The following is a 26967-nucleotide window of genomic DNA, read 5'->3' on the forward strand; positions in this document are numbered from 1 at the left end:
CCGCAAGAAAACGGTTGAGTTGCTCAGTGCCCGCCGTGCTGCACGAGCTCCGCGATCAGCCAGTCGCCGTAGACGCGCAGCGGCCGAAACCGGCCGCCGCTGCGCGAAGTGTCGAGATGGCTCGAGCGTCCTTCCTTCACCACGACGTAACCCAACTGCGGCACGTACCAGTCGACTTCGACGATCTCTTCCTGCAGCTTGAACGATTCCATGTTGCCGGCGTACACCGTGCGTACGACCTGCAGCGCATCGAAGTCGCCCGCAGGCACCCGTATCCGGTGCCATCCGCCGACGTTGACGTGCACGTGCGTGTGGTAGGTCTGACCCGTCTCGGGATCGGTCGATCTCACGATACGCTTCCACGCCTTGCCCGGATACAGCGGAAAATCGAACGCGGGAAACGGCGGCTCGTAGCGGAACCGCTGGAGGTTGGTCAGCGGCGCCTGGAGCGCGTTCCATCCGGGCGCGTAAACACGTGTGTCGAGAAGCTGGCCGTCCTGCGTGAGATCGACGATGAACGACGCCGGATCGACCCGCGACACGGTGTAGCGCACGAGCGCACGCGGCAGTCCGGTGTACGCGTCGCGCACCGCGTATTCCCAGAACTCGCCGACCTTGGGCGTCGGCGCCGGCACCGTGGCGACGCCGGGCGGCGGCGCGACCTCAGGCGGGGTGGTCATCGCGCAGCCCGCGAGCAAGCCGCAGGCGAGGGCGCCTGCGGTGAGCCAGCCGCGGAACTTCGTCACCGCTCTACCCGTCACCGCTTGATCCGTCACCGTATCACCCGTCACGCTTTATCCGTCACGGGTCGCCCGTCACGAACTCAGTACTTAACACCCCGGTGCAGCGCCACTATTCCCGCCGCGAGGTTGTGGAAATCGACTTTGTCGAAACCGGCGTCGTACATCATGGCTTTCAGGGTTTCCTGGTCCGGGTGCACGCGGATCGATTCGGCGAGATAGCGGTAGCTGTCGGCGTCTCCCGCCACCGCCTTGCCGAGCCGCGGCAGCACCTGGAAGGAGTACGTGTCGTAGAGCGGCGCCAGCGGTTTCCACACGCGCGAGAACTCGAGCACGAGAAGCCGCCCGCCGGGCCGGAGCACGCGGCGCATCTCCGCGAGCGCCAGGTCCTTGTGCGTCATGTTGCGCAGCCCGAAAGCGACCGTGACGCAGTCGAACGTGTCCGGGCGAAACGGCAGCCGCTCGGCGTCGCACTGCGCGGCCGGTACGACGGCGCCGGCGTCGAGCAGGCGATCGCGTCCTATCCCGAGCATCGCGCCGTTGATGTCGGTGAACACGACGGTGCCTTCGTCGCCGACGCGCTTCGCGAACTCGCGCGACAGATCGCCGGTGCCGCCCGCGACGTCGAGCACGCGGTCGCCCGGGCGCACGCCGCTCTTCTCGATGGTGAAGCGCTTCCACAGCCGATGCAGGCCGAGCGACATGAGGTCGTTCATCACGTCGTAGCTCTTCGCGACTGAGGTGAAGACGCCGCCGACGCGTTTCGCCTTCTCGTCTTCCGGCACTTCCTGGAAGCCGAAATGGGTGGTGTTCGGCTCCTTCATGCCGCGTCCCTGCTCGCGCCGGCTTCAGCCAGTCGCGCGAGATACTGCGCCCACATCGCGTCCTGGCGCTCGCCGTAGGCATACAGCAGGTCCCACGAATAGATGCCGGTATCGTGACCGTCGGAAAACCTGAGCTGGATCGCGTAGTGGCCGACCGGGTCGATGGCGACGATCTTCACGTCCTTCTTGCCGGCCTGAAGCACTTCCTGTCCCGGCCCATGGCCGCGCACTTCGGCCGACGGCGAGTGCACGCGCAGGAATTCGGACGGCAGGCGGAAGCGCTTGCCGTCGGCGTAAGCGATCTCGAGGACCTGCGACTTGTCGTGCAGGATGATTTCGGTGGGTGTGGGAGTCGACATCGGAAAGCGGGGAGAAGGGTTCTCGTCACGGTCATCCGTCACGGCTCACCCGTCACGCTGCATCCGTCACGCGGCAAATGATATCAGTCCAGCGCCGCCGCCAGCGCCCCCGCGAGCGCGGCGGTATTGACCTCGCGCTGCACCGCGAGCGGCGAGCGCTGCGCGCTCGACCAGATCGGCTGCGGAAAATGCGGATCGTCCGCGAAGCGCGGCACGACGTGCCAGTGGATGTGCGGCACCAGGTTGCCGAGGCTCGCGAGGTTGATCTTGTCCGGCTGGAGAAGCTCGCGCAGCACCGATTCGACCGCGAACACGACTTCCATGAGATGGATGCAGTCGGCGTCGGAGAGATCGGTCATCTCTTTCACGTGCGCTTCCCAGATCACGCGGCAAAAGCCCGGGTAGCCCGGCTCGGCGACGTGCACGACCCGGCAGCGCTCATCGCGCCAGAGCAGCTCGCCGCCGGTGCGGCTGCAAAGCTCACATTCCATGCCCTCTCCCGAAGCTTGCGGGAGCTTATCGCGCCCGGCGGCTACGGCAAAGCACACAAGAGCAAAAAGGCCCGCCGAAGCGGGCCAAGGAGATTGTCGCAGGACGCGACGTCAGAAAGTGTGGCGAACCGCGAACGCGACAGCGTCTTCGTCCTGGCCGCCCGCGATCGCAGCGCCGAGGCCACCGAGGCGATAGGCGGCGCCCGAGTCGTTGTTCAGGCGAACGTAACCGACGGTGAACTCGGTCCGTTTGCTGAACGTGTACACGTAGCGGACCTGCCACAGGGTCGCGCCGGTGTCGAGGATTGCCGACGGAGCCGGACGGTAGCCTGCGCCGGTCGCGGTCCCGACCACGACGCCGGCCGCCCCGCGCATGTCACGCGCCTGGGTGAACGCGGCGCGCAGGCCGTGGGGTCCGACGATTTTCCAGTCCACGCCGACGTGCCAGGCGCGCGCTTTCACGTCTCCGCCCGCAACACCGACCGGAACGTCGAAGCGCTGCTCGGTGTACTGACCGCCGAAGCGCACCGGACCCCACGTGTAGGCCGCACCGATTTGCCAGCCGTTGTCCTTGCTGCTGTCCGGGCCGCCCGCGCCCGCGTAGTCGCGATGCTGCTCGAAACCGGCCGAGACGTACAGCGGGCCGGCCGAATACTGGGCGCCGATCGAGAGGATACGCGGCTTGTTGTTGGTCGCCGCTTCGAGCGTGCCGGTCGAGGGCTGCGACGTCGTGAAGCCCGCCATCACCTGGAAGCCGGCGAACGTCGGGCTGTCGTAGGTGATCAGGTTCTGCTGGCGTTTCTTGAAGTTTGCGCGATTCGCACCGACGGCGTCGGTCGTCGAATCCGCGGTCAGCAGGAACGCGGTACCGAAGATGCCCGTGTCGTTGCCGCCGACGACCGTCGGGCTGATGCTGCGCTTGAACGGCGTGTCCCAGTTGCCGACGAACACGTTACCGAAGCCGCCCTTGAAGCCGAGCGCGCTGTTACGGCCGCACCAGCCGTTCTGGCTCTGGCCGCGGGGATCGGCGGTGCTCGCGCACTGGAACCACACCGACAGACCGCCGCCGAGCTTCTCTTCGCCTTTGAAGCCGATTTCGCTGCCGGGGGTCTGGATGAAGTCCGCGTTCGAGCGCGAGGGGTTACCCGCAGCGCTCGAGTTGCCCTGATCGGCGCGCACGGTGTATTCGACGTACATGGTGCCGAACACCTGAACCGTGCTCGACTGGGCCAGGGCGACCGTGGATGTCCCGAAGGCACCGGCCAGCGCAACAGCCAGCATTGTCTTTTTCAACTGGTTTTCCTCCCTTGATCGGTGTGCATTGCTCTGTGAACAGGCGCAAAGGCCGAGGGCGATTGTGTCGTCGGGAGGCGGCGCACCACCATGGGAATCTTGTCCCGTGCGGCATGGAGCGGATGACTCGACCGCCGCGCGGGCGGTCGTGGTATCTATGTACCGTGAGCAATGCGCGCGGGGGCGCGCCTCCGGGAAAGACGCGATGTCCGACACCACTGCAGTGAAGCAGACGTCGTTGCGCGGTTCGGCGAGCGATCGCCCAGCCTCTCAGTCGCAGTCCGCGCGCCTGCGCAGCGATACCGGCGATGCGAAGCTCTTCGCGGCGATGCGCCTCATACTCGCGATCACCGGCCTCGCGATCATCTACGTCGATCCGATGGAGCCCAAGGCGCGAGAGGCCGTGACCTATGGCGTGCTCGTCACGTACTGTCTCTATGCGGCGGGCGTGATCGCCTACGGCCTGCGGGGCGGGTGGCATACCGACCAGCGCCTGCTGTGCGCTCTGGACGTGGCGTTCGCGTTCGTCCTCATCCTCTGGACCAAGGGCACCCACAGCATCTTCTTTTATGTCCTGTTGTTTCCGATCCTGGTGGTGTCGTTCTCCCATGGATACAGGGACGGTCTGCTCTTCACGGCGGCGAGCCTGGCGGCGTTCGTCGCAGCCGGCGTCCTCGTCGATGCAGGCCAGTACGAGCTCACGGGCCTGCAGATACGGCGCCCGGTCTACATGCTCGCGTTCGGCTATATGGTGGCGCGCTGGGGCGGACGGCAAATTCTCTTCGCACGGCGTCTCATGCTGCTGCGCGACGTGAACGCTTCGAGCGGACGGACGTCCGCGCGCGACCTGATCGAGCTCAACGTGCGGCGCATCCGCGAATTCCACGCGGCGCAGCGCTGCGTGCTCGTCCTGCGCAACGACGCGCAGCAGTCCTACGTCATCTACGCGTCGCTGAAGGATGCACAGCACGCGAGCGCGGCGCGCGAGATGAGCCGCGAGAGCGGGGAGAGGCTCCTGTGCTTCGGCGAGAACGCGAGCGTGCTCTATCGACAACAGCGCTTTCCGGCCTCCGGCCCGCGCTGCGTGTGCATCACGCCCGATGGGAAAGGCGAACGGATTTCGCCGTGTCCGCCTGCCGCGTGCGAGTTCGTCGCCGAGCTGCTGGAGGCGCGCTACTTCGCGGCCGTGCCCTACAGTCAGAGCGACGGGACCACCGGCCGACTTGTCCTGACGTCGCGGCACCGCCGCTATACCCCGGACGACGTCGGATTCCTGCGGCAGTTCAGCACTGCGGTCGCGAAGGTGGTCGAAAACCTGCAACTGGTGGACGAGCTCGTCTCGAGCGCTGCGGAGCACGAGCGCGTGCTGATTTCGCGTGACATTCACGACGCGGCCGTGCAGCCCTACATCGGTCTGCGCCTTGCGCTCGAAGCGCTGCAGCGCGAGCCCGACACCGGTGTGCGCGAGCGCAGGATTCAGGACCTCGTCGACATGGCGAATGCGACAGTCCGGGACCTGCGCGGGTATACGCGCGGTCTGCTGGCCGGAGAGATCCCGGGCGGCTCGTTGCGCGAGGGCATCCTCATGCAGGCCGACCGTCACCGCCGCTTCTACGGCCTCGAAATCTCTACCGACGTCGACGCACGAGCGGGCGATTTGAGCGGCCGTTTCGCGTCGCACGTGTTCTATATCGTCGTCGAAGCGCTCGCGAACGTCGTGAAGCACACGGCGTCGCGTCGCGCGTTCATCGAAGTGTGGTCCGCGGAAGGCGGGCTGAACGTGCGGGTCGGCAACGAGCGCGCGCCCGGGGACGAGGCGCCCACCTCGTTCGTGCCGAAGTCCATCAAATCGCGCGTGGAGGCGCTCGGCGGATCGCTGGAGCTCCAGCACACCGAATACCATACGGTCGTACATGCGACGGTGCCCGCACAATGATTCGATCGCCTGAAACGCCGGACGCGGTACGGCCGATCCGCATCTTCATCATCGACGATCATCCGACCGTCGCGTGGGGCATCGAGCGGCTCATCGAAAGCGAGGCGCCCCGCATGCTCGTTGTCGGCAAGGCGAGCCGCTGCGCCGAGGCGCTGACTCCGATCGTGGAAGCCCGGCCGGACGTCGTGCTGCTCGATCTCGATCTCGGCGACGAAAGCGGCCTCGACGTCATACCGGCGGTGCTTGCCGTGTCGTCCGCGCGCATACTCGTACTGACCGGCGTCAGGGATCCCGAGGCGCACGAAGCCGCGATACGCGCCGGCGCGCTCGGCGTCGTCGGCAAGGACATACCGACGCCGCAGCTGCTCGACGCCATCTGCAAAGTACACCGCGGGGAGCTCACGGTGGACCGGCGGGTGACCGAACGCCTGCTCGCGGCCATCGCGCCGGCGAGGCAACGCTGCGCCGAAGACGAAAAGTTCGCGAGCCTCACGGGCCGCGAGCGCGACATCGTGCGGGCGCTGGGCGCCCAGCCCGAGCTCGGGCTCAAGGCGCTTGCGGCACGCCTCGGAATCTCGGAGCGCACGCTGCGCAACCACCTGAGCTCGATATACGAAAAGCTCGACGTGTCCGGCCGACTGGAGCTTTACGTCGTCAGCAGCAAGTGGCCCGGCGTGCGCAGCTGAACGCCTGCGTCCGCCCGCGCCTGAGTCAATAGTCCCATGCCGTCAGGACACTCGTCCTATGGCTGCCGCGCATGCACGGTATCCATAATGCCGCCACTGTATCGCGCGCCTTCGAAATGTTTACGGCTGCTGCCATCGCTCCGTGCACTTCCTGCAGCACTGCTGCGGCCGACCTGCCGGGCAACCTTCCGCTGCACGTCGTGCATCCCGAAACCGCAGAGCCGCACACCTGCAACGCCTGGGGTTTGGCGGTCTGCCCGACCTGCGGCGGCGGCTGGTATCGCGGCCACGGCGGCCGCTGCACGTTGCTCGGCGTGGCGGGGCCGGCTGCGGCGGCTCGCGACGAATAGCGCAGCAGCGCGTCTCTTCAGCGCTCGCGGTTGAACGTCCAGCGCGCCGCTGCGCGCGCCAGCGTGACGCCGCGATTCACCGCCTTGCGCCGCCAGTCCGGCGCGGCCGGGCAAAGCATCTCGCGCAGCTTTTCCTTGGTCGGGTGCGCTACGCTGCCATCGCCGTAGAAATGCCAGCGGTTCTCTTCGCGCAGCGCGTGCAGTACCGCGAGGGGCGGATAGGTGCCGATCTCCTGGAGCACGAAGTCGATGCGCGAGCGCGCCAGCACGTTGGGGAGTGCTGCGCCGAGGCTGCCGCGCACGGTGTACGCGACCGACGGCTTGCGGGGATCGACGAGGGCGCGCCCGAGCGCCGAACCGAGCGCGGCCGGCGCGGTCGCGGCGACTCCGGCTTGCGCGATGACGGTGTCGGTACCGCGGCGTCCGAGCCCGGTGTGCAGGTCGAGCGCGAAGACGTACTCGGCGCAGGCGACGTGCTCGCGCAGCCACTCGCAGTAGAGCCGCGGTCCTTCCTGCAGCTCGGGGCCGCCGTAGAAGAGCCCGCGCGGAAAGTCGTACTGACCTTCCGCGATCGCCTGCTTGACCTTGTTGAACCCGTGGCCGAGGGCGAACGCCGGCGCGCGCACGCGAAAGCCGTCTCTGGCGGGGGGCGACCTTGGATTGAGCAGCGGGTCGAGGCGCCGGTAGATTTCGGGCGCACCTTCGAAGCGTCTGCCGTCGACGATGAAGTTGCGGTTCAGATCGACGTTGTTCTCGTTCGTGCGGCGCAGCCGCGCCATGCCGAACGGATTGAGGACGTGCACGAACACCGCGGCCTCCTCGGGTCCGAGCACCGGCGGCTGTTCCAGCAGGGCAAGCTGTACCGCAGAGCCCGCAAACGCTTCGACGCCGTGCATGCCGCTGCTATGCAGGAAGACGCGACGGGGACGGGCCGCGCCCAGCCACGCGATGTCGACGGCGAGCGGTTCGTCGCGCGGTCCTTTGGCGGACAGTGCGATGGCGTGGAGCGCCGCTCCCGCGGCGACCGCGGCGTCGCGAAAGCGCGAGCGCGCGGTGGTGTAGTCGGGCGAGAAGTAGCTTGCGGGATCCAGGATTTCTCGTATGAAGCGCAGGGTGCGTTAGCGATAGCGTAACGCACCGCGGGACTCTTGCGGTGCGCCTGCTCGCATCCTACGGATCACAAGAGGACCCGTTCTATTCCGCCCTGATTCGCCTTCTGCACGTACTCGGCCATCCAGTTCTCGCCGAGCAGCTTCCTCGCCATCTCGACGACGATGTAATCGGCCTGCGTGTCCGAGTCGTTGTTGTAGCGCGACAGGCCCTGGAGGCACGACGGGCACGAGGTCAGCACCTTCACTTCGCCCTGGAAGCCGTCGGCGCGCAGCGCATCGGCGCCGAGCTTCATCTGGAACTCCTTGCGGAAGCGCACCTGCGTCGCGATGTCGGGACGCGCCACGGCGAAGGTGCCGGACTCGCCGCAGCAGCGATCGTTCAGCGGCACGTTCTGGTTCATGAGCTCGTTGACGACCTTGAGCGGCTGGTACTGCTTCATCGGCGTGTGGCACGGGTCGTGATACATGTAGCGCACGCCGTTCACGCCGTCGAGCTTCACCCCTTTCTCCATCAGGTACTCGTGGATGTCGATGAGGCGGCAGCCGGGGAAGATCTTGTCGAACTCGTAGTCCTCGAGCTGGTCGAGGCACGTGCCGCACGAGACGATCACGTTCTTGATGTCGAGATACTTCAGCGTGTGCGCGACGCGATGGAAGAGCACGCGGTTGCTGGTGACGATCTCCTTGCCCTTGTGCTCCTCGCCCGCGGCGGTCTGCGGATAGCCGCAGCACAGATAGCCGGGCGGCAGCACCGTCTGCACGCCGATGTCGTAGAGCATCGCCTGGGTGGCGAGGCCGACCTGCCCGAACAGCCGCTCCGAGCCGCAGCCGGGGAAATAGAACACCGCATCGGATTCGTCCGAGACCTTCTGCGGGTTGCGGATGATCGGCACGATGCGCGGGTCTTCGATGTCGAGCAGCGCGCGCGAGCTCTTCTTCGGCAGGCCGCCGGGCATCGGCTTGTTGACGAAGTGGATCACCTGCGTGCGCACCGACGGCTTGCCCGTCGTCGACGGCGGCAGCTTGGTCTGCTTCTGCGCGATGCCGACCGCCTTCGCCGCGCGATGAGCGAGACGCTGCGCCGTGAAGCCCATGCGGATCATGCCCATGCGCATCGCGTTGATCGTCGTCGGATCGGTCGCGGTGAGGAACATCATCGACGCGGCGACGCCGATCTTCGGACGGCGCTTCTTGGTGCGGCGCAGGTAATTGCGCATGACGACCGAGACGTCGCCGAAGTCGATGTCGACCGGACACGGTTTCACGCACTTGTGGCACACCGTGCAGTGATCGGCGACGTCGCCGTATTCCTCGAAGTGCCTGAGCGAGATGCCGCGGCGCGTCTGCTCTTCGTACAGGAACGCTTCGGTCAACAGGCTCGTCGCGAGGATCTTGTTCCGCGGGCTGTAGAGCAGGTTGGCGCGCGGCACGTGGGTCGCGCACACCGGCTTGCACTTGCCGCAGCGCAGGCAGTCCTTGACCATGTCGGCGACCTTGCCGATGTCCGACTGCTCGAGCACGAGGCTCTCCGCGCCGATGAGCGAGAAGCTCGGCGTGTACGCGTTCTTCAGATCCGCGCCCGGCAGCAGCTTGCCCTTGTTGAAGCGGCCTTCGGGATCGACGCGATTCTTGTAGTCGATGAAATCCCGGATCTGTTTCGGCTCGAGATAGTCGAGCTTGGTGAGGCCGATGCCGTGCTCGCCGGACACCACGCCGTCGAGCGAGATCGCGAGCTTCATGATGCGGTCGACCGCTTCGCCCGCCTCCTGCAGCATCTCGTAATCGTCCGAGTTCACCGGTATGTTGGTGTGCACGTTGCCGTCGCCCGCGTGCATGTGCAGCGCCACGAACACGCGGCTCCTCAGCACGCGCTGGTGCGTCGCGTTGATCCCGTCGATGACCTTCTGGAACGGCCGGCCGTCGAAGGTGTCGCAGAGCGCGCCGCGCAGCTCCGCCTTCCACGATACCCGCAGCGTGTAGTCCTGGAGCAGGTGGAAGAGATTGCCTTTGCGGCCGCCGTGCACGGCATCGACGATGAGCTGCGCGTACCGCGCGGGCGCCGACGCTTCGAGACTCGCGAGCGGCGCGTCGATGTTGTCCAGCAGCCAGCGCCAGCGCGCTCTCACGTCGGAGATCATCGCGATCGCCTCCTCGACGCGGCCGCGGACGAGGTCGGGCGCGATGCCGCTCGTCTCGTCGCGATCGGAGAGCGCGAGGTCGCCGCGCAGCAGCGCTTCCAGCGCGTCGGCGAGCTTGAGCTTGTTGCGGATCGACAGCTCGATGTTGATGTGCTCGATGCCGTCGGAGTAGCCGCCGAGCCCCTCCAGCGGGATCACCACGTCCTCGTTGATCTTGAACGCGTTGGTGTGCTTGGAGATCGCCGCGGTGCGCGCGCGGTCGAGCCAGAACTTGCGCCGCGCGTCGGCGGTGACCGCGATGAAGCCTTCGGCGTGGCGGGCGTTGGCGAGTCTCACCACGTGCGAGGCCGCCGCGGCCACCGCGTCCTCCTGTTCGCCGACGATGTCGCCGATGAGGATCATCTTGGGACGTCCCGAGCGCCGCGCCTTGGTCGCGTAGCCGACCGCTTTCACGTAGCGCTCGTCGAGGTGCTCGAGGCCGGCGAGCTGCGCGCCGCCGGGCTTGGCGTCGAGGTAGCGGCGGATCTCCACGATCGAGGGCACCGCTTCGTGCACCGAGCCGAAGAACTCGAGGCAGAAGGTGCGCACCGCGGGCGGCATCCGGTGCAGGATGAAAGTCGCCGAGGTGATGATGCCGTCGCAGCCTTCCTTCTGGACGCCGGGCAGGCCGTGCAGCGCTTTGTCGGTGACATCCTTGCCCAGCCCGCGCTTGCGGAACGCGGAGCCGGGGATCTCCAGTATCTCGGGCTCGCCGTAACGCTTCCTGCCGTCGATCTCGTAGCGCGTCAGGCGGAAGCGCGCGGTCGGCTGGTCGTGGATCTTGCCGAGGTTGTGGTCGAGACGCTCGACGACCAGCCAGCGTGCGTCGGGCGTCACCATCTTCCACGACGCGAGGTTGTCCAGCGCGGTGCCCCACAGCACCGCTTTCTTGCCGCCCGCGTTCATCGCGACGTTGCCGCCGATGCACGAGGCGTCGGCCGAGGTGGGGTCGCAGGCGAAGACGAGACCCGCGCTTTCCGCCACTTCCATCACCCGGCGGGTGACGACCCCCGCGCCGCAGCGCACGACGGGCACTTCCCTATCGAGCTCCGGCAGCGCGACGCGCTCGATGGTCGAGAGCGCTTCGAGCTTTTCGGTATTGATCACCGCCGAGAGCCGCGTCAGCGGGATCGCGCCGCCGGTATAACCGGTGCCGCCGCCGCGCGGAATGATCGTGAGGCCGAGGTCGACGCACGCCTGCACGATCGGCGCCACCTCGTCTTCGGTGTCCGGGCAGATGACGACGAACGGATATTCGACGCGCCAGTCGGTCGCGTCGGTCACGTGCGAGACGCGCGCGAGCCCGTCGAACCAGACGTTGTCCTTGCGGGTCACGCCGGCGAGGCGGCCCATCACCCGCTTGCGCAGGTCGTAGGTGTCGCGGAACTGCTTTTCGAACGCGTCGACCGCGCGGCGCGCCGCTTCGAGCAGCAGCGTCACGCGCTCGTCGCTGCCGGTCTTGCGCCGTGCGTCGATCGCGGCGAGCCGCTCGCGCATCTCGTCGAGCAGTCCTTCGCGGCGCTTCTTGTCGCCGATCAGCTCGTCTTCGATGTACGGATTGCGCGAGATCACCCAGATGTCGCCGAGGATCTCGTAGAGCATCTTCGCCGAGCGGCCGGTGCGGCGCTCGCCGCGCAGCGCTTCGAGCGCCTGCCACGCTTCCTCGCCGAGCAGGCGCAGCACGATCTCGCGATCGGAGAACGACGTGTAGTTGTACGGAATCTCGCGGAGGCGGGCGTTCATGAGGGGCGGGCGGGAACGCCGGTCCGGCTGCGGCAGCGTTTCAAGACGTTATGGTAGCGTCGCAGCGTTGCGGCGTAAACCGCGAAGAACAAAAGGTTTTTACGCTTCATTCCGATAGGGGCCTTCAAAGAGGCAAGCGCGATGCCGGGCTAGACCGCGATCGCTGCCACTGCGATGTAGCGCGCGAATTTCCCAGCCGCGATGAAGGCCGTCGCCGCGACGGCGTTGATGCGCAGCCATCCCGCCGCCACGCACAGCGGGTCGCCGATGAAAGGCAGCCACGACAGGAGCAGCGCCGGCGCGCCGTAACGCTGAAGAAGAGTCAGGCCTTTCAGCGGCTTCGATCGCGGGATGAGGCGCCCTATCGCATAAGAAGTGAGCGCACCCAGCGTGTTGCCGAGCGTCGCCACACCGATCGCCGCCCACTTCGTCTCGGGATGCAGCTGGAGCACGCCGTACAGCGCGAGCTCCGAGCCTCCCGGCAGGAGCGTCGCGGCGAGGAAGCTGCTCGCGAAGACGGCCCAGAGGCCCGCGGCCGCGCTCATCCCGCGTCGCCGGGCCGGTGATAAACTCGCGCCACGTTTAGGAATTTCACTCGTGAGCCCCGCCGCACTGATCACCGAAGAGTACCGCAGGCTGCAGACCGAGCTGCACCGCAACCCGGATTACGGCGTTGCGTCGGTCGAGTACGCCCCGATCGTCGGCCAGCTGATGCAGGCGATGGGCACCCGCGAGCTGCTCGATTACGGCGCGGGCAAGGGCCGCCTCGCGCACAAGCTCGAAGAGATGTACGACGAGCCTTTCGTCATCCATCACTACGAGCCCGCCATGCCGGCGTGGTCCGCGCCGCCGGAGCCGTGCGAGCTCGTCGCGTGCATCGACGTGCTCGAGCACATCGAGCCCGACCTCATCGACAACGTGCTCGACGACCTGAAGCGCGTCACCCGGCGTGTCGGCATCTTCACGATCGATACGATGCCCGCGGGCAAGACCCTCGCCGACGGCCGCAACGCGCACCTCATCCAGCAGCCTGCTTCGTGGTGGCTGCCCAAGCTGCTCGAGCGCTTCGAGCTCAATCACTTCACCCGCGTGCCGCGCGGCTTCTGGGTGGTCGTGGAGAAGAAGAAAGCGGAATAGAAGCGCTCGCGGCGACGTTTTCGCAACCTGAGCCCGCCTCGCGCGGGCCGCTGCAATCGAGAAGGAGCAACATGAGTTACGCCATCGAATTTCCGGGCCCGGTCACGCTGCCGGTCGCCGAGAGCAACCAGGCGTTCCCGGTCGGCCGCATCTACTGTGTCGGCCGCAACTACGCCGAGCACGCGCGGGAAATGGGCCACGATCCCGACCGCGAGCCGCCGTTCTTCTTCATGAAGCCCGCCGACGCGATCGTCATGAGCGGGGCGACGATCGCCTATCCGCAGATCACCAAGGACCTGCACCACGAGATCGAGATGATCGTCGCGATCGGCAAGGGCGGCGCGGACATCCCGGTGGAGAAAGCGCTCGACCACGTCTTCGGCTACGGCGTCGGCCTCGACATGACCCGCCGCGACATCCAGGGCGAAGCCAAGAAGATGGGCCGTCCGTGGGAGATGGGCAAGGCGTTCGACAATTCGGCGCCGTGCACCCCGCTCAAGACCGTCGCCATGGTCGGTCACCCGGACAAAGGCGCGATCTGGCTGAAGGTCAACGGCAAGGTCACGCAGAAAGGCGATCTCGCCGAGATGATCTGGAACGTCCCCGAGACCATCGCGTATCTCTCCAAGCTGATCACGCTCAGGGCCGGCGACATCATCATGTCGGGCACCCCGGCGGGCGTCGGACCGGTCAAGGCGGGCGACAAGCTCGAAGGCCACGTCGACGGCGTCGGCGATCTCACGATCGGCTACAAGTAGGATCACGAACCGACGGGAGCCAGCCGACCGTGCCTGAGACGCGAACCGCAGCCGGGCCGGACGCGGAATTCCAGGCTCTCGTTCGCGCCAAGTACGCCGGCGACCCCGGAGCGATGACCGCGCTCGGGGCTCGTCTCGTCGTCGGCAACGAAGCGCCGTTCTCGCCGGTCGACGGCGCCGCGCTGATCGCCGAGGCCGCGAGCCAGGGCGACGCCGGCGCATGGAGCTACGTCGCGGTGCTCGCCGCCGCGGGCGTGGGACGCGCGCAAAGCTGGCCGGACGCATATGTCGCGCTTCAGCGCGCGGGCGAGCTGCGCGATGCGCAGGCGGTGAAGCAGCTCGGCCTGCTCGGCGAGATCGGCATCGGCAGCGCACCGGACGCGCAGCGCTGGATCGCGGGCGCCGGGCGCGAAGCGCTGCGCGACAGCCCGCGCCTGCAGGCGTGCCGGGGTTTTCTGACCTCGGCGCTGTGCACCTACGTCATCGAGCGCGCGCGGCCCAAGCTGCAACAGGCGAAAGTGTTCGACGCGAACAGCGGCACGCTCAGGGTGGACGCGATGCGCAGCAACACCGGAGCGGTGTTCTCGCTGATCGAGACCGATTTCATCATCCAGCTCGTGCGCGCCCGCATCGCGCATGCGGCGAGCGTCGCCGCGGATGCGCTCGAGCCCGCCGAGGTGCTGCACTACTCCATCGGCGAGGCCTACCGGCCCCACGTCGACTTCTTCCATCCGCAGCTGCCCAACTTTGCGGAGCAGATGCGCGTGAAAGGCCAGCGCATCAAGACCTGCCTCGTCTATCTCAACGACGATTTCGACGCCGGCGAGACCGAGTTTCCCAAGCTCGCGTTCAAGTTCCGCGGCGCGGCCGGCGACGCTCTGATCTTCGAGAACGTCAAGGCGAACGGCGCGGGCGATCTTTCGACCCTGCACGCCGGCCTGCCGCCCACGCGCGGCGAGAAGTGGCTGTTCTCGCAATGGATCAGAAGCAAAGCGCAGCCGGTGGCTTGAAAAGCAAATGAACCGCAAAGGACGCAAAGGACGCAAAGGAAGGCAGAAATGACAGAAAGCGTTCCTTGGCGTCCTTGGCGGTTAAAAAGCTCTTGAAGTTTCTCGGGAGGAAGAGTGGACAAACGAAAGCTCGGTAAGAACGGACCCGACGTGCCCGCGCTCGGGCTCGGGTGCATGGGCATGTCGATCAGCTACGGCGAGCCGAACGACGAGGAGTCGATCGCGACGATGCGGCGCGCGCTCGACCTCGGCGCGAACCTGCTCGTCACGTCGGACGCGTACGGCAACGGCGTCAACGAGGAGCTCGTCGGCAAGGCGATCAAGGGACGGCGCTCGAGCTTTCTCGTCGCCACCAAGTTCGGCAATCTCGCCCTCGCGGGACGCGGCGACGCCGGCGGCGCGCCCCCGCTCTCGGGCGGCCATCCCGACTGGGTGCCGCAGGCGTGCGAGAAGAGCCTGAAGCGCCTCGGCGTCGACTGCATCGACATCTACGGTCTGCACCGCGTCGATGCGACGGTGCCGATCGAGGACACCGTCGGCGCGATGTCGCGCCTCGTCGAGCAGGGCAAGGTGCGCTACCTCGCGCTGTCGGAAGCCGGGCCGCAGACCATAGAGCGCGCACACAAGGTGCATCCGATCACGGCGGTCGAGACCGAGTATTCGCTGTGGAGCCGCGATGTCGAGGGCGGCGTGCTGCCGAAGTGCCGCGAGCTCGGCATCGGTTTCATGGCCTACGCGCCGCTCGGCCGCGGTTTCCTGACCGCGACGATCAAGACGCTCGACGCGCTGCTGCCTAAGGACCGCCGGCGCGATCACCCGCGCTTCGATGCGTCGAACATCGGGAAGAACGCCGATCTGCTGCGGCCGCTCGAAGAGATCGCCGCCGCGAAGAAAGCGACGCCGGCGCAAGTCGCGCTCGCATGGCTGCTCGCGCAAGGGCCGGACGTCGTGCCCATCCCCGGCACCAAGCGGCGCAAGTACCTCGAAGACAACGTCGCGGCGGGGAATCTCGCGCTGACCCATGCCGAGATCGAGCGCCTCACCCAGGCTTTTCCACCGAACGTCACTGCGGGAACGCGCTACCCGGAGAAGCAGCTCAAGGCGTTGGGAATCTGAGCCGGGATCGGGCTATTCGAGGTTGAGTCCCTGCCCGTAGAGCAGCGTCACGTTGACGCGCCGGTTCTCGTAGCCGGGTTTGAACACCATGCGGTCGGTGACGTGGATGAGGCTCGAATCGAAGATGACGCAGCGGTTCGCGCGGTGCGCGACGGTGAGCGGCTGCGCCCCGTGCAGCTTGACGTAGGTGGCGAGCCGCGACGGATCGCTGTTGTAATCCGCGAACGACCAGCTCTTCGGTACCGGCAGGTCGTAGACCACCATCCCGCCGCTCGACGGATCGAGACACGCATCGTCCGGCGTCAGCCAGAAGTTCACGTTCACCTTGGCGAAGTCGGCGTGCATGTTGATGCCCGAGAGGCGCTGGTCGTACTTGTAGCCCCACGCCTGCAGCAGCGGCGCGTCGCCGATCACCCGCGGCATGGCGCGCTTCAGCTCGTCCGCGATCGCGAGCAGCACGCGCGGCGAGAAGCCGAGCGCCACGAGCGAGCCGACGTAGCCGTGGCGGTTGTAGCTCTTCCAGACCGTCGCTTCTTCGCAGTATTCGCGCAGCGCCGCCAATGCCTCCGGGGAAAGAAAGCCGTCGATCACCGCCAGCCGCTTCGAGAGATATGTGTCCTCGATCGCGGTGTAGTCGTTCGCGCCGAGCGCCTTGCCGGAGAAGGCTGGCTGCGGCACGTAGTGGTGAGCGCCGAGCGCGCGCCTCAGCGCCACGCCTTCGCCGCCGGCGGGCGCGAAAGTCGCGCTCGTATCGGCGGTCTGCCGGCCGTAGCGCTTCAGCACGCGCAGCGCATCCTGACCGGCGACGTCGAGCTTGCCGCGCCGCGCGAGCAGATCGAGCTGTTCGTAATCGTGGCGCAGTCTCGGCTCGGGTACGGGCCACGGCACCGCGTCGAGCGCGTCGCCGCGCCGGTCCGAAACGACGTAGCCTTCGCGCAGGTCGCGCTCGGCGCCGTCGACGTCGCCGCGGCTCAGGCGCGCGAGCCCTCGCCAATACAGCGATTCGGGGTCGCCGCCGAAGGTCTGCGGAAAGCGCGTCGCCAGCGCTTCGAGCTCGGCCGTGTCGCCCGCCATCGCATGGATCGCCGCGAGACTGCGAACCGCTGCAGTCAGATTCGGATCGATCGCGAGCGCCGCGTGGTGGGCCGCGATCGCCTGCTTCGTATCGTGCAGGCCGGTGTAAGCCTTCCCGAGCTCGACGTGAAACTCCGGCTGGACGTCCGCGCCCGCGAGCTTGTCGAATGCGGCGATCGCGGCGTAGTGGTCGCCGAGCTTGTTCTGGCAGCGCATGATCTGAAGGATCGCCGGCGCGGCCTCGGGGTTCAGCGACTGCGCGCGCCGCGCCTTGCCGAGCGCCTCGTGGATGTTGCCGTCCTCGAAGCTCGCGACGCTCGCCGCGATGAGCGCGCGATAGTCGTCGGGATCGAGCGCGAGCACACCGCAGGCGTAGCGATAGCTCTGGCGCCACTCCTGCTGCGCGGCCGCGATCTCGGCCATCAGCGTCAGGAGGAAGGTCTCGCCGATGGGCGGATCCTGCCAGCGCCGGTCGAGGTAACGCTGCGCTTCCTCGATCTGTCCGGTCTTCTGCAGCAGCAGCAGATAGATCGCCGCCACGTCCGGCGAATCGGGACGCACTTCGGCGGCGGTGCGCGCGAGCGTGAGGCCGCGCAGGGCGTCGCCGCCGGCGATCGCCGCCGCGAATGCCGCCGAGATCGGCCGGCCCCAGTCGGTCGTCCACCCGTAGGTCTGGGAGACGTGGATCGCGTTATCGGGCTGGCCGCAGACGAGCAGGCAGATCGCGGCTTCGAGGGCGTCCTCGTCGCCGCGCGGCGGCGCTTTGACGAGCGCGGCGATCGCGTCCTCGCAGCGGCCGATGGAACGCAGGCGCTTGATTTCGATGTAGGGGGTGGAGAGCATGATGCAGCCGGTCGATGAAGGTCCGGATTGTACGCGCTCGCGCGCACGTCACTTCACCACGGACGCCGGCCGCTCGCGGCGAGCGCCGCCATCTCCTGCTGGAACTCGGGCGGCCCGAACGCCTGGAACGCCTGCTGGTTCGTGTAGCGGCCTTTGTCGTCGACGACCTGCTCGGAGTAGAGCAGCGCGCGTTGATAGGTCTGGGCGTATTCCATCAACCACTTGAGCGATCGCGGCGGAATGCGGCGTCCGACCGGTACCGCGACGTCGACCGGCATGCCGCGCCAGCGCGTCTGGTCGAAGAGCACGACCACCTTGGCGGTGTTCGGCTTCATCCAGTCGGGCAGGGGGCTGCCGTCCATGCGCCAGCCGCAGATGAAGTGCACGCACGGGTCGACCGGCCGGTTCGCGTAGTCGTTGCAACCCTTGCCGGTGCTGTGCGGACACGGCCGGCCCGGGAAGACCGGCGTGCCGTTCACGTTGATCTGCAGCCAGCCGTCGCAGCACGCGGTGCACGGCTGACAGCTGCGGGGTGATTTGGTCTCGGCCAAGCGAAAGTCTCGGTGGATCGGCGCCGCGCGGGTGGCGCGGACGATAGCAGATTAGACGACGTCAGAGCGCGGGAATCGCGCGCGGTTCCCCCCGAGGTCGCTTTCGAGCGCGCTAAACGCCGGGCCCCAGTCGCCCTGCAGCGTCTGGCGATAGATCGAAAAGCCCGGAAACCACGGCGACGACGCGCGGTTGCGCATCCATCGCCATTCCGCGGGGGCCGGAACCAGCACGCGCGCGGTGCGGCCGGCGCACGCGGCGAGGTGCATGTTGGTGTTGCTCACGCCGATGTACTCGTCCGTGACGGCGAGGAGCGCGAGCATGTCTTCGAGGTCATCGTTCAGCGCCGACAGGTCGTGCACCGCTCGGCCGGCGGCACGCGACAGCGTCTCCATCTCGCCGGCGCGCGGGCCGCGCTGCAGCGAGAGCAGCGTGCCGTCGACGCCCGAAAGCGCCGCGCCCAGGCGTTCGATCGGGATCGACTTGAAGAGCACCCAGTTCGTCGAGCGCTGCTCTTCGGGCAGCGTGCCGGCGCGCCAGGTGACGCCGATGTAGGGCGGCGGTCCGAGCGCCGCGAGGCGTTCGCGAACGGCTGTGAGCTTCTCCGCCAACGGCTCGATGCGCAGGCTCTCGGGCACCGGCGGCAGGTGGATCGCGATGCGGCGTGCGTGCTCGCGCAGCGCGGCTCGGGCGAGCGCCGGATGGCGCAGCGGGCTCGCCGGATAGTCGTCACCGACGTGAGGAAGATCCGCCGCGAGCACGTACGCATCGGCACTCGGCAGTGGGGCGGTGTCGGGAATGACCTCCGACAGCACGCCGCTGCGCGCGAGCAGGTTTACCAGCTTCGCTCCGGCGCGATAGGTGAGGCGGGCGCCGCGGGCGGCGATCGCCGGCGCGTAACGCAGGAAGAAGATCTCGTCGCCGAGACCCTGCTCGCCGATGACGCAGATGTGCTTGCCTGCCACGTCGCCGAGCGCCGTCCGGGAGATCGGCACGTCCGGATTCCTTTCGCGGAACACGCGCGCTTCATGGCGATGCCGGTACTCGCGCCAGCCTTCGTGTATCGCGCCGTCGGCGAGCAGCGTCGCGGCGAGCAGCGGGCGCGTCGTCGGCGCATCGGGCGCAAGCGCGAGCGCCCGCGCGAACCAGCGCAGCGCTTCCTGGGTGCGCCCCACCTCCGCGAGACTGGTCGCCATCGATTCGACGGCCTTGGGCGAATCGGGATCGAGCGCGGCCGCGTGCGCGTAACACGCATGCGCCTCGAGGTGGCGGCCCTGGAAGCCGAGCGAGGCGCCGACCAGCCGCTGCGCGTCGGCCGATTGCGGCATGCGCGCGGCGAATTCGCGGGCGGCGCGCTCGCTCTCCGCGAACCGGCCCAGGTCCATCAGCACCGAGGCGAGATTGAAGTGCGCGAGCAGATGGTCGGGCTCGAGGCGTATGCACTCGCGGTACTGGGTTTCGGCTTCGGCGAAGCGCAGCTTGGCGTGCAGCGCGCTGCCGAGCGCGTTGCGCGCATCGGCCATCGCGGGATCGAGCGCTACCGCTTTCTCATAGCAGTCGATCGCTTCCTGCCGCCGCGCGCGGTCGCGCATGACGGTGCCGAGGTTGAACCAGACCGCGGCCGATTTCGGCGCGCGCTTGGCGAGCCGCTGCAGGATCGTTTCTGCGTCGACGAGCTTGCCGGCCAGCGCGAGCGCGCTCGCCGCCCCGATCTGGAAATGGATCTCGGCGGGCATGAGGCGTCCGGCTTTGCGGAAAGCGTCGTACGCCGCCTCGTAGCGGCCGAGCGCGATCCGGCATTGGGCGAGGTTCGCCAGCACGTGCGGGTTGTCGCGGACCGCCGCGGCCGCTCTCTCCAGGTGGATCACCGCCGCGTCGGCCGCGCCGGCCTGAAGCAGCGCGGTGCCGAGAAGGTTGTGGGCGTCGGGATGGTCGGGGACGAGCGCGAGGACCTGTCTATACAGGGCTTCGGCGCGCCCAAGGTCGCCCGCGCGGTGCGCCTGGAGCCCGGCCTCCAGCCGATTACGCACGTCCGGCGCCGCCGACGAGGGTCTGTAAGTCATTGAAGCGTGGAGTATTGTCCTGGGTTCAAGGAGTGTGTTGCGCGGATACAACAGGATAGCAGAAAAGCCCCGCCGAGCCGGACGGCAAATATCGCCGTTCCACTCGTACGGAGGGCCTCATGACGCCCGGTCGGGCTTTGTTGCAGGTACGCAACAAACAGGCGCGAAAGCGGGCCGAAAAATCACAAACTTGTTGAGGGCTCTTAAAGCCGCTTGGCATACTGCGCTCAACTTCCGCGTTCAGGGGGAGTAAACGCGTCGGAGCTCTCGCCGCCGCGTCGGTTGTCGAAAAACACATCACAGGAGATTGTTATGCAGAAGAAATTGCTGGCGGTAGCGCTGGCGGGCGCGTTCGGCGCACCCGCGGTCGCCCTGGCCCAGTCGAGCACGGTTCAGGTGTTCGGCACGCTGTACGTCGAATACACCGTGCGTGCCGATCAGGGCAACTCGAGCGCTGCGGGTAACCCCTCGCGTTCGAACGCGGACTTCATCCAGACCCCCGGCAGCGAGATCGGCTTCAAGGGCGAGGAAAAGCTCGGCGGCGGTCTGTCGGCGTGGTTCCAGTGCGCGAGCACGGCCGATCCCCGCGGCCAGAGCCAGAACGGCTGGTGCGGCCGTAACAGCGCGCTCGGCTTCAAGGGCGGCTTCGGTAACGTGTTCATCGGTAACTGGGACACGCCGTTCAAGCGCACGATCAGCCCGACCGTCGTCGGCGGCAACGACACCGGCATCTTCGGTACCGCGTTCCTGCTGACCGCGGATTCGACGACCGACGCCGTCGGCGCGAACCGCCTGAACTTCAAGAAGCGCCAGAACAACCTGATCACCTACGACAGCCCGACGTTCGCCGGCTTCCAGGTGATGGCGGCCTTCACGTCGTCGGGCCCGTCGACCGGCACGCTCGAAGCGGCGACGAACAACAAGCCGCGCGTCCTGTCGATCGGCGGCCAGTACTCGGCCGGCCCGCTGTACGTCTCGGCCGGTTTCGAGCAGCATCGCGACTACGCAGGCGCGGGCGGCCCGGACAGCAGCAAGGACAACGGCTGGCACGTCGGTGCGGCGTACACCTGGGGTCCGGTGCGCTTCGGCGGTCAGTACACCGAGCAGCGCTTCGACACCGTCGCGGGTGACGTCAAGGCGAAAGCCTGGCACGTCGGCGTGGACTGGAACATCGTCGGACCGCACGGTCTGCGTGCCGCGTTCACGCAAGCGCGTGACATGAGCGGTCCCGCGGGCTTCGCCGGCGTCAACGGTTCGTTCGTCGGCGGCGCGGCTTCGGGCGCGGGCTATCGTCCCGCTCCGGGCAACGACACCGGCGCGGACATGTTCCAGATCCGCTACGTGTACACGTTCAGCAAGCGCACCGAGTTCACCGCCGGTTACGTTCGCCTGAACAACGACAACAACGCCGGCTACCGCCTCGGCGGCCTCGGCGCGTCGATCCAGAACGGTCAGAACGAGGACGCCTTCGCGTTCGCGGTTCGCCACACGTTCTAATCGCTGTAGTCGGGTTGAAAACGGGCGCTTCGGCGCCCGTTTTTTTTTGCCCGCACACCAGAGCCGCTTGCGGCTCTTGTTCGTTTCTACGCCAGGATTTTCAGATACAGCGCTTCGAGCGCGCGCGTGAAGGCGGGCGAGTCGAAGAGCGGCGCCGAGTCGCGCGCTGCGGTGAGTCTCGCGCGCGTCGCCCGCATGAGATCCGCATCGCGCGCGAGGCGCAGCGCGAGCGCTTCGTACTCTTCGAGCGTGTCCGCGACGAGATCGTCGAGACCGCAGCTTTGCAGGAGGCTCGCCGACACGCGCGCGGCGAAGGTCGCCCCGCGCAACGCGACCAGCGGGCAACCTTCCCACAGCGCGTCGCTGCCCGTGGTGTGCGAGGTGTACGGAAACGTGTCGAGCGCGAGGTCGGCCGCTCGATAACGAGCGAGATGCTCGATCACCGGCACGCGCGGCGCGATGATCACGCGCTCGCGTGAGACGCCGCGGCTTTCCGCGTATGCGATCAGGTTCGCGCTCGCCCAGCGATTGTCGTCGAGCAGCCACAGCACGCTGCCGGGCAGCGCGCGCAGCAGCGACAGCCAGCGCTCGTAAATCGGCGGAGTGATCTTCACCGATTGGTTGAAGCAGCAGAGCACGAACGCGTCGTCCGGCAGTCCGTATTCCGCCCGCGTGCGCGGCTCGGGTGCGGCGCGCTTACGGTCGTTCGCCTGATAGCAATGCGGCATGCGCAGGACGCGCTCGGCGTAAAAGCGCTCGTCCGATGCCGGGACGATATTCCCGTCCGCGATCACGTAGTCGATGAACGGCGCACCCATCGGCCCGGGATAGCCGAGCCATTCGACCTGTATCGCACACGGGCGTTTCGCCATCACCGCGAGGCGATCGCCCGCGGTATAACCCTTGATGTCGATCAGGATGTCGAGATCGTCTTCGCGGATGCGCTTCTCGACCGCGTCGTTCGGATCCCAGGCGACGTCGACGAAATGCTCGAAGGCGCCGGCGAGGCGCGCGCGCATCGCGCTGCCGTCGTCCGGTCCGTAGGAGTATGCGAAGACTTCGAACCGCTCGCGATCGTGAAGCTCGAAGGTCTCGACCGCGAGGCACGGCACCGGATGCTGATGGAAATCACCAGAGAAGTAGCCGATGCGCACGCGCTCGTCCGGTGCACGGCGGCGCCGCGCCGGTCCGGCGACCGTCGGCGGATAGCTCGTCGCGACCCAGCGCTGCGTGTAATCGAGCTGCTCCGCGGGCGTGGTGTCCTCCGGAAGCAGCCACAGCGGACTGCCCAGGCGCGAGGACGTCGGCAACCGCGCTTTCATCTGTGCCCACAGCGGCGACCATTTCTCGAAGTCGCACTGACGGTGCGCGACGTGCACGAGCGTGGCGAGCGCGAGGTCGTCGCCGGTGCTCGCGTAGCCGGCTTCGAGCGAGGCGGCCGCGAGATCGAGATCGCCGCGCACGTGATGGATCTGGGCGCTGAGGATATAGGGCCCGGCGCGCTTTGCGTCGAGGGCGAGCGCGCGGCGCGCGAGATCGAGCGCGCGGTCCGTGTCGCCTTTCTGGAAGACAGCCTCGGCGAGCGCTTCGGTCGCGTCCGCGTTGGCGGGCTGAGATTCGACGACGCGCTCGAGCTCGGCCGCGGCCTGCGGGTAGCGTCCGAGCGCGAGGTACGCCGCGGCGAGCCGCTCGCGCGCTTCCATGTGTGCCGGCGCGCGCGACAGCGCGCGTTCGAACCACGCGCACGCCAGCGCAGCTTCGCCGCGCGACATGTCGACGACGCCGAGGTTGTACAGCGTGTCGGGATCTTCGGGCAGACGCCGCAGGACCGCTTCGAACGCCTGCCGCGCTTCGGCCCAGTTGCCCAGCGTGCCTTGCGCGTGGCCGAGGCGCATCAGCACCGAGGGTGGCGCGCCCGGTATCGCCGCCGCGGACGTGAGCGCCCGCACCGCCGCAGCGTGATCGCCGCGCATGAAGTGTGCGACGCCGAGCTGCTCGAGCGCCGCGCCGTGCGCCGGCGCCGCGGCGACCGCGCGCTCGAGCAGCGAAGCGGCTTCGTTGGCATCGCCCGCCATCAGGCGTGCCGCACCGAGCATCCACAGCGCATCCGGATTGCGCGGCGCGCGGCTCAGCACCTCTTCGCACAAGCGCGCCGCGGCCGGCGCGTCGCCGTTCGCGAGATGCTGATGGGCCTGACTTAACTTGCGCTGTGCGGAGGCTGACATTCGGTGAGAGGCTCGCGGCCTCGAAGGGACGCTCCTATATACGCGAAGAACCCTCGCACTTACAATACCGGGCCTTCACGGCTTTTCATAAACCCGCACCCGGGTATCGAAGGCGGTCGCGGGAAGTCGCTTCCAATGGAACAGCGGGACACTATCCATCTGCGGGAGCAGCTGCTGCAGCAGGTCACCGAGATGCTGCGCAGGCACAGGGAAGACGAGGAGCTCGCGCAGCGCGATCACCGGCCGCCGCGCGAGCGCGTCGAGAACCTCGTGCACGCGCGCGACTTGGAAACCCTGCAGCGCGAGCTCGAGCGGCTCCACCCCGCCGACGTCGCGTACATCCTCGAAGCGCTGCCGCTCGACGAACGCCTGATCGTCTGGGACCTCGTCAAGGCCGAGCGCGACGGCGAGATCCTGCTCGAAGTGTCCGACGCGGTGCGCGAGACGCTCATCGAGAGCATGGACGAGGAAGAGCTCGTCGCCGCGACCGGGCAGCTCGACACCGACGAGATCGCGGACCTCGCACCCGATCTTCCGCGCGAAGTCATACAGGACGTCTTCAAGTCGCTCGACGTCGAAGAGCGCGAGCAGCTGCGCGCCGCCATGTCGTACGCGGAGGATTCGGTGGGCGCGCTGATGGACTTCGACATGATCGAAGTGCGCCAGGACGTGACGCTCGAAGTCGTCCTGCGCTATCTGCGCCGGCTCGACGAGATGCCCGATCACACCGACCAGCTCTTCGTCGTCGACCGCGAAGGGACGCTCAAGGGGCTGCTGCCGGTCAATCGCATCCTCGTCACTCCGCCCGAGACGCTGGTCTCGGACGTGATGCTGCACGAGTTCGTCGAGTTCAACGCCGCCGAGAACGCGGAGGAGGCGGCCAAGGCGTTCGAACGATACGACCTGGTTTCGGCTCCGGTGGTCGACGACGACAGGCGCCTCGTCGGCCGCATGACGGTGAACGCGATCGTCGACTTCATCCGGGAAGCGCAGGACATCGAAAAGCTGTCGGCCGGCGGCCTGCGCGAGGACGAGGACCTCTTCGCCTCGGTCTGGAAGAGCGTGAAGAACCGCTGGACGTGGCTCGCGGTGAACCTCGTCACGGCTTTCATCGCCTCGCGCGTGATCGGCGTGTTCGAGCAGTCGATCGCGCACCTCGTCGCGCTCGCCGCGCTGATGCCCATCATCGCGGGCATCGGCGGAAACTCGGGCAACCAGACGATCACGATGATCGTGCGCGCGCTCGCGATCGGACAAATCACCCGGGACAACGCCCGCAAGCTCTTCATGAAGGAGATCGGGGTGTCGGTGCTGAACGGCCTGATCTGGGGCAGCGTCGTGGGCCTCTTCGCGTTCCTGATCTACCACAACTGGCAGCTCGGCCTGGTGATGACGGCGGCGATGCTCCTCAACCTGCTGCTCGCGGCAGTCATGGGCGTGGCCATTCCCCTGCTCATGGAAAAGCTGGGGCGCGACCCCGCGCTGGGGTCGAGCGTCATGATCACGGCCATCACCGACAGCGGCGGATTCTTCATCTTCCTGGGGCTTGCCACGATATTCCTCGTGCGTTGAGGAACTACGCTATTCCGGACTGGAATAAAGTTTTCATAAGCTCTGTTGGCTCGCGGTAAACCGGCTCAAGGAAGGCTTTTTGAACGAGTTCAGCGCACGCGTCCACGAGCTGATCCCCCGCTTGCGCCGCTACGCCCGTGCCCTGACCGGGGAGCGCAGCGCGGCCGACGACCTCGTGCAGGACACGCTCGAGCGCGCGTGGAACAAGCTCCACCTCTGGCGCGACGGCAGCGACCTGAGGGCGTGGCTTTTTACGATCATGCACAACGTACACGTGAACCAGGTCCGCTCCCGCATGGCGGCAGCCACGGTGCCCCTCGACGAGGCCGCCGAGGCGCCGGTGCGCCCGACGCAGACCGATATGCTCGAAGTGCGCGACATCGACGCGGCGCTGCAGCAGCTGTCGCTGGAGCAGCGGCAGGTTCTGCTCCTCGTCGCGGTAGAGCGCATGTCGTACGAGGAGACCGCCCGCACGCTCGGCATACCGATAGGCACCGTGATGTCGCGGCTCGCGCGCGGACGCGATCGTCTGCGCGTCGTGCTCGGCGGCGAATCGGCCGTATCGGGTCTGAAGGTCGTGAAATGAGCAGACCCAACGTCAGCGAAGCCGATCTGCACGCTTACCTCGACGGTGAGCTGCCGGCGGCCCAGCGCGCCTATGTCGAAGCCGAGGTCGCGGCCGATCCGCAGCTCGCCGAGCGCGTCGCGCGCTACAGCGCGCTCAACGAGGCCTTGAGGGCGCACTACGATCCGGTGATCGAAGAGCCGGTACCCGAGCGGTTCCGCACCAGCGCACCGCGCACGCGGTGGCACCGAAGCCTCAAGTACGCGGCGGCGTTGCTGTGGTTCGCGCTCGGCGGCGCCGCGGGCTGGCAGATACACGGCATACAGTCCCGCGAAGATCGCGCCGCTGCGCCGATATGGGCGAAGCGCGCCGCGGTCGCCCACGTCGTCTACGCACCGGAAGTCCGGCATCCCGTCGAAGTCGGCGCGGACCAGGAAGCCCACCTCGTCGCGTGGCTCTCGAAGCGCCTCGGCGCTCCGCTGCGCATTCCGAAACTCGGCGGCATCGGCTACAGCCTGGTCGGCGGCCGTCTGCTGCCCGGCGAGCAGGGACCTGCGGCGCAGTTCATGTACCAGGACGCGCAGGGCCAGCGGCTCACGCTGTACGTGCGCAGCAATCGCGAGCACAGCCGCGAGACCGCCTTCCGCTTCGCGCAGGACGGCAACGTGCGCATCTTCTACTGGATCGATCGCGGCCTCGGTCTCGCGCTATCGGGCGAGATCGAGAAGGACGAGCTCCTGCGCGTCGCGACTTCGGTCTACCAGCAGCTCAATCCCTGAGGCTTCCGGTTCCTTATATAAGGAGCCCGGCTTCTTATATAAGAGGCGCCACGGGCCGCACGCAGCGT

23 protein-coding genes are annotated in these 26967 nt (G+C 67.5%); 11 read left to right on the top strand and 12 right to left on the bottom strand.

Annotated elements, in window-relative coordinates; all coding sequences use genetic code 11:
* Nucleotides 1-23: 23 nt before the first annotated feature.
* From VHP37_09575 to VHP37_09595, 5 genes are all read right to left on the bottom strand, one after another.
* Nucleotides 24-761 carry a hypothetical protein gene (locus tag VHP37_09575; protein HEX2826582.1) on the bottom strand — a complete coding sequence of 246 codons (738 nt, stop codon included), beginning with the start codon at nucleotides 759-761 and terminating at the stop codon, nucleotides 24-26.
* A 62-nt stretch (nucleotides 762-823) separates the two neighbouring features.
* The gene (gene ubiE, locus VHP37_09580) at nucleotides 824-1564 is read right to left on the bottom strand and encodes a bifunctional demethylmenaquinone methyltransferase/2-methoxy-6-polyprenyl-1,4-benzoquinol methylase UbiE (protein ID HEX2826583.1); all 741 of its coding nucleotides are present in this window, start codon (nucleotides 1562-1564) and stop codon (nucleotides 824-826) included.
* Complete coding sequence (locus VHP37_09585) at nucleotides 1561-1923, bottom strand: DUF971 domain-containing protein (protein HEX2826584.1); 363 nt, start codon at nucleotides 1921-1923, stop codon at nucleotides 1561-1563. Before VHP37_09585 ends, ubiE begins: the two co-directional genes overlap by 4 nt.
* A gap of 83 nt (nucleotides 1924-2006) precedes the next feature.
* A complete protein-coding gene (locus tag VHP37_09590; protein HEX2826585.1) occupies nucleotides 2007-2414 on the bottom strand; it encodes an HIT family protein in 408 nt (135 codons plus the stop codon).
* Nucleotides 2415-2525: 111 nt separating this feature from the next.
* Nucleotides 2526-3707, bottom strand: a complete 1182-nt coding sequence (locus VHP37_09595) for a porin (GenBank protein ID HEX2826586.1) — start codon at nucleotides 3705-3707, stop codon at nucleotides 2526-2528.
* A gap of 205 nt (nucleotides 3708-3912) precedes the next feature.
* Here VHP37_09595 and VHP37_09600 point away from each other — a divergent pair, with 205 nt between their 5' ends.
* From VHP37_09600 to VHP37_09610, 3 genes are all read left to right on the top strand, one after another.
* Nucleotides 3913-5643, top strand: a complete 1731-nt coding sequence (locus VHP37_09600) for a histidine kinase (protein ID HEX2826587.1) — start codon at nucleotides 3913-3915, stop codon at nucleotides 5641-5643.
* Nucleotides 5640-6329 (top strand): response regulator transcription factor, encoded by a 690-nt coding sequence (locus VHP37_09605; GenBank protein ID HEX2826588.1) that lies wholly within the window; start codon nucleotides 5640-5642, stop codon nucleotides 6327-6329. The genes VHP37_09600 and VHP37_09605 overlap by 4 nt, the downstream gene beginning before the upstream one ends.
* A 116-nt stretch (nucleotides 6330-6445) precedes the next feature.
* A complete protein-coding gene (locus VHP37_09610) occupies nucleotides 6446-6679 on the top strand; it encodes a hypothetical protein (protein HEX2826589.1) in 234 nt (77 codons plus the stop codon).
* Between the two features lie 17 nt (nucleotides 6680-6696).
* Here the strand turns inward: VHP37_09610 and VHP37_09615 are convergent, their stop codons facing one another.
* The 3 genes from VHP37_09615 to VHP37_09625 all read right to left on the bottom strand — a co-directional run bounded on the left by VHP37_09615 (nucleotide 6697) and on the right by VHP37_09625 (nucleotide 12256).
* Entirely contained in the window at nucleotides 6697-7791 is a 1095-nt protein-coding gene (locus VHP37_09615) for a DUF2817 domain-containing protein (GenBank protein HEX2826590.1), read from the bottom strand.
* Nucleotides 7792-7856: 65 nt separating this feature from the next.
* Nucleotides 7857-11711, bottom strand: a complete 3855-nt coding sequence (locus VHP37_09620; GenBank protein HEX2826591.1) for a DUF3683 domain-containing protein — start codon at nucleotides 11709-11711, stop codon at nucleotides 7857-7859.
* Nucleotides 11712-11860: 149 nt separating this feature from the next.
* The gene (locus tag VHP37_09625; protein ID HEX2826592.1) at nucleotides 11861-12256 is read right to left on the bottom strand and encodes a YqaA family protein; all 396 of its coding nucleotides are present in this window, start codon (nucleotides 12254-12256) and stop codon (nucleotides 11861-11863) included.
* A 52-nt stretch (nucleotides 12257-12308) separates the two neighbouring features.
* Here VHP37_09625 and VHP37_09630 point away from each other — a divergent pair, with 52 nt between their 5' ends.
* The 4 genes from VHP37_09630 to VHP37_09645 all read left to right on the top strand — a co-directional run bounded on the left by VHP37_09630 (nucleotide 12309) and on the right by VHP37_09645 (nucleotide 15732).
* Nucleotides 12309-12848, top strand: a complete 540-nt coding sequence (locus VHP37_09630) for a hypothetical protein (GenBank protein HEX2826593.1) — start codon at nucleotides 12309-12311, stop codon at nucleotides 12846-12848.
* 71 nt (nucleotides 12849-12919) lie between these two features.
* Nucleotides 12920-13606: a fumarylacetoacetate hydrolase family protein gene (locus VHP37_09635; protein ID HEX2826594.1), complete on the top strand. Its 687-nt coding sequence runs from the start codon at nucleotides 12920-12922 to the stop codon at nucleotides 13604-13606.
* Nucleotides 13607-13635: 29 nt separating this feature from the next.
* Nucleotides 13636-14616 (top strand): 2OG-Fe(II) oxygenase, encoded by a 981-nt coding sequence (locus VHP37_09640; protein HEX2826595.1) that lies wholly within the window; start codon nucleotides 13636-13638, stop codon nucleotides 14614-14616.
* 114 nt (nucleotides 14617-14730) lie between these two features.
* Nucleotides 14731-15732: an aldo/keto reductase gene (locus tag VHP37_09645; GenBank protein HEX2826596.1), complete on the top strand. Its 1002-nt coding sequence runs from the start codon at nucleotides 14731-14733 to the stop codon at nucleotides 15730-15732.
* A 12-nt stretch (nucleotides 15733-15744) separates the two neighbouring features.
* Here VHP37_09645 and VHP37_09650 read toward each other — a convergent pair whose 3' ends face one another.
* From VHP37_09650 to VHP37_09660, 3 genes are read right to left on the bottom strand one after another with little or no spacing between them, the layout of a single operon-like run.
* Entirely contained in the window at nucleotides 15745-17649 is a 1905-nt protein-coding gene (locus VHP37_09650; protein HEX2826597.1) for a hypothetical protein, read from the bottom strand.
* 53 nt (nucleotides 17650-17702) lie between these two features.
* Nucleotides 17703-18200: a hypothetical protein gene (locus tag VHP37_09655; protein HEX2826598.1), complete on the bottom strand. Its 498-nt coding sequence runs from the start codon at nucleotides 18198-18200 to the stop codon at nucleotides 17703-17705.
* Nucleotides 18201-18251: 51 nt separating this feature from the next.
* Nucleotides 18252-20261 carry a tetratricopeptide repeat protein gene (locus VHP37_09660; protein ID HEX2826599.1) on the bottom strand — a complete coding sequence of 670 codons (2010 nt, stop codon included), beginning with the start codon at nucleotides 20259-20261 and terminating at the stop codon, nucleotides 18252-18254.
* 312 nt (nucleotides 20262-20573) lie between these two features.
* On the opposite strand from VHP37_09660, the gene VHP37_09665 reads away from it, so the two are divergent.
* Nucleotides 20574-21758: a porin gene (locus VHP37_09665; protein HEX2826600.1), complete on the top strand. Its 1185-nt coding sequence runs from the start codon at nucleotides 20574-20576 to the stop codon at nucleotides 21756-21758.
* 86 nt (nucleotides 21759-21844) lie between these two features.
* Here VHP37_09665 and VHP37_09670 read toward each other — a convergent pair whose 3' ends face one another.
* Complete coding sequence (locus VHP37_09670) at nucleotides 21845-23983, bottom strand: tetratricopeptide repeat protein (protein HEX2826601.1); 2139 nt, start codon at nucleotides 23981-23983, stop codon at nucleotides 21845-21847.
* Between the two features lie 135 nt (nucleotides 23984-24118).
* Here VHP37_09670 and mgtE point away from each other — a divergent pair, with 135 nt between their 5' ends.
* The 3 genes from mgtE (at nucleotide 24119) to VHP37_09685 (ending at nucleotide 26899) form a co-directional block, all read left to right on the top strand.
* Nucleotides 24119-25555, top strand: coding sequence for a magnesium transporter (mgtE, locus tag VHP37_09675; GenBank protein ID HEX2826602.1), 1437 nt, complete (start codon nucleotides 24119-24121; stop codon nucleotides 25553-25555).
* A 79-nt stretch (nucleotides 25556-25634) separates the two neighbouring features.
* Nucleotides 25635-26141 (top strand): RNA polymerase sigma factor, encoded by a 507-nt coding sequence (locus VHP37_09680; GenBank protein ID HEX2826603.1) that lies wholly within the window; start codon nucleotides 25635-25637, stop codon nucleotides 26139-26141.
* Entirely contained in the window at nucleotides 26138-26899 is a 762-nt protein-coding gene (locus VHP37_09685) for an anti-sigma factor (GenBank protein HEX2826604.1), read from the top strand. The genes VHP37_09680 and VHP37_09685 overlap by 4 nt, the downstream gene beginning before the upstream one ends.
* Nucleotides 26900-26967 lie beyond the last annotated feature (68 nt).

It is taken from the genome of Burkholderiales bacterium, from assembly GCA_036262035.1.
GTDB lineage: Bacteria > Pseudomonadota > Gammaproteobacteria > Burkholderiales > SG8-41 > JAQGMV01.

Coding starts and splice junctions, on each gene's coding strand:
- mgtE (HEX2826602.1), top strand. CDS start 24,119: ATGGAACAGCGGGACACTATCCATCTGCGGGAGCAGCTGCTGCAGCAG.
- VHP37_09620 (HEX2826591.1), bottom strand. CDS start 11,711: ATGAACGCCCGCCTCCGCGAGATTCCGTACAACTACACGTCGTTCTCC.
- VHP37_09605 (HEX2826588.1), top strand. CDS start 5,640: ATGATTCGATCGCCTGAAACGCCGGACGCGGTACGGCCGATCCGCATC.
- VHP37_09665 (HEX2826600.1), top strand. CDS start 20,574: ATGCAGAAGAAATTGCTGGCGGTAGCGCTGGCGGGCGCGTTCGGCGCA.
- VHP37_09600 (HEX2826587.1), top strand. CDS start 3,913: ATGTCCGACACCACTGCAGTGAAGCAGACGTCGTTGCGCGGTTCGGCG.
- VHP37_09610 (HEX2826589.1), top strand. CDS start 6,446: ATGTTTACGGCTGCTGCCATCGCTCCGTGCACTTCCTGCAGCACTGCT.
- VHP37_09585 (HEX2826584.1), bottom strand. CDS start 1,923: ATGTCGACTCCCACACCCACCGAAATCATCCTGCACGACAAGTCGCAG.
- VHP37_09650 (HEX2826597.1), bottom strand. CDS start 17,649: ATGCTCTCCACCCCCTACATCGAAATCAAGCGCCTGCGTTCCATCGGC.
- VHP37_09685 (HEX2826604.1), top strand. CDS start 26,138: ATGAGCAGACCCAACGTCAGCGAAGCCGATCTGCACGCTTACCTCGAC.
- VHP37_09635 (HEX2826594.1), top strand. CDS start 12,920: ATGAGTTACGCCATCGAATTTCCGGGCCCGGTCACGCTGCCGGTCGCC.
- VHP37_09670 (HEX2826601.1), bottom strand. CDS start 23,983: ATGTCAGCCTCCGCACAGCGCAAGTTAAGTCAGGCCCATCAGCATCTC.
- ubiE (HEX2826583.1), bottom strand. CDS start 1,564: ATGAAGGAGCCGAACACCACCCATTTCGGCTTCCAGGAAGTGCCGGAA.
- VHP37_09590 (HEX2826585.1), bottom strand. CDS start 2,414: ATGGAATGTGAGCTTTGCAGCCGCACCGGCGGCGAGCTGCTCTGGCGC.
- VHP37_09660 (HEX2826599.1), bottom strand. CDS start 20,261: ATGACTTACAGACCCTCGTCGGCGGCGCCGGACGTGCGTAATCGGCTG.
- VHP37_09625 (HEX2826592.1), bottom strand. CDS start 12,256: ATGAGCGCGGCCGCGGGCCTCTGGGCCGTCTTCGCGAGCAGCTTCCTC.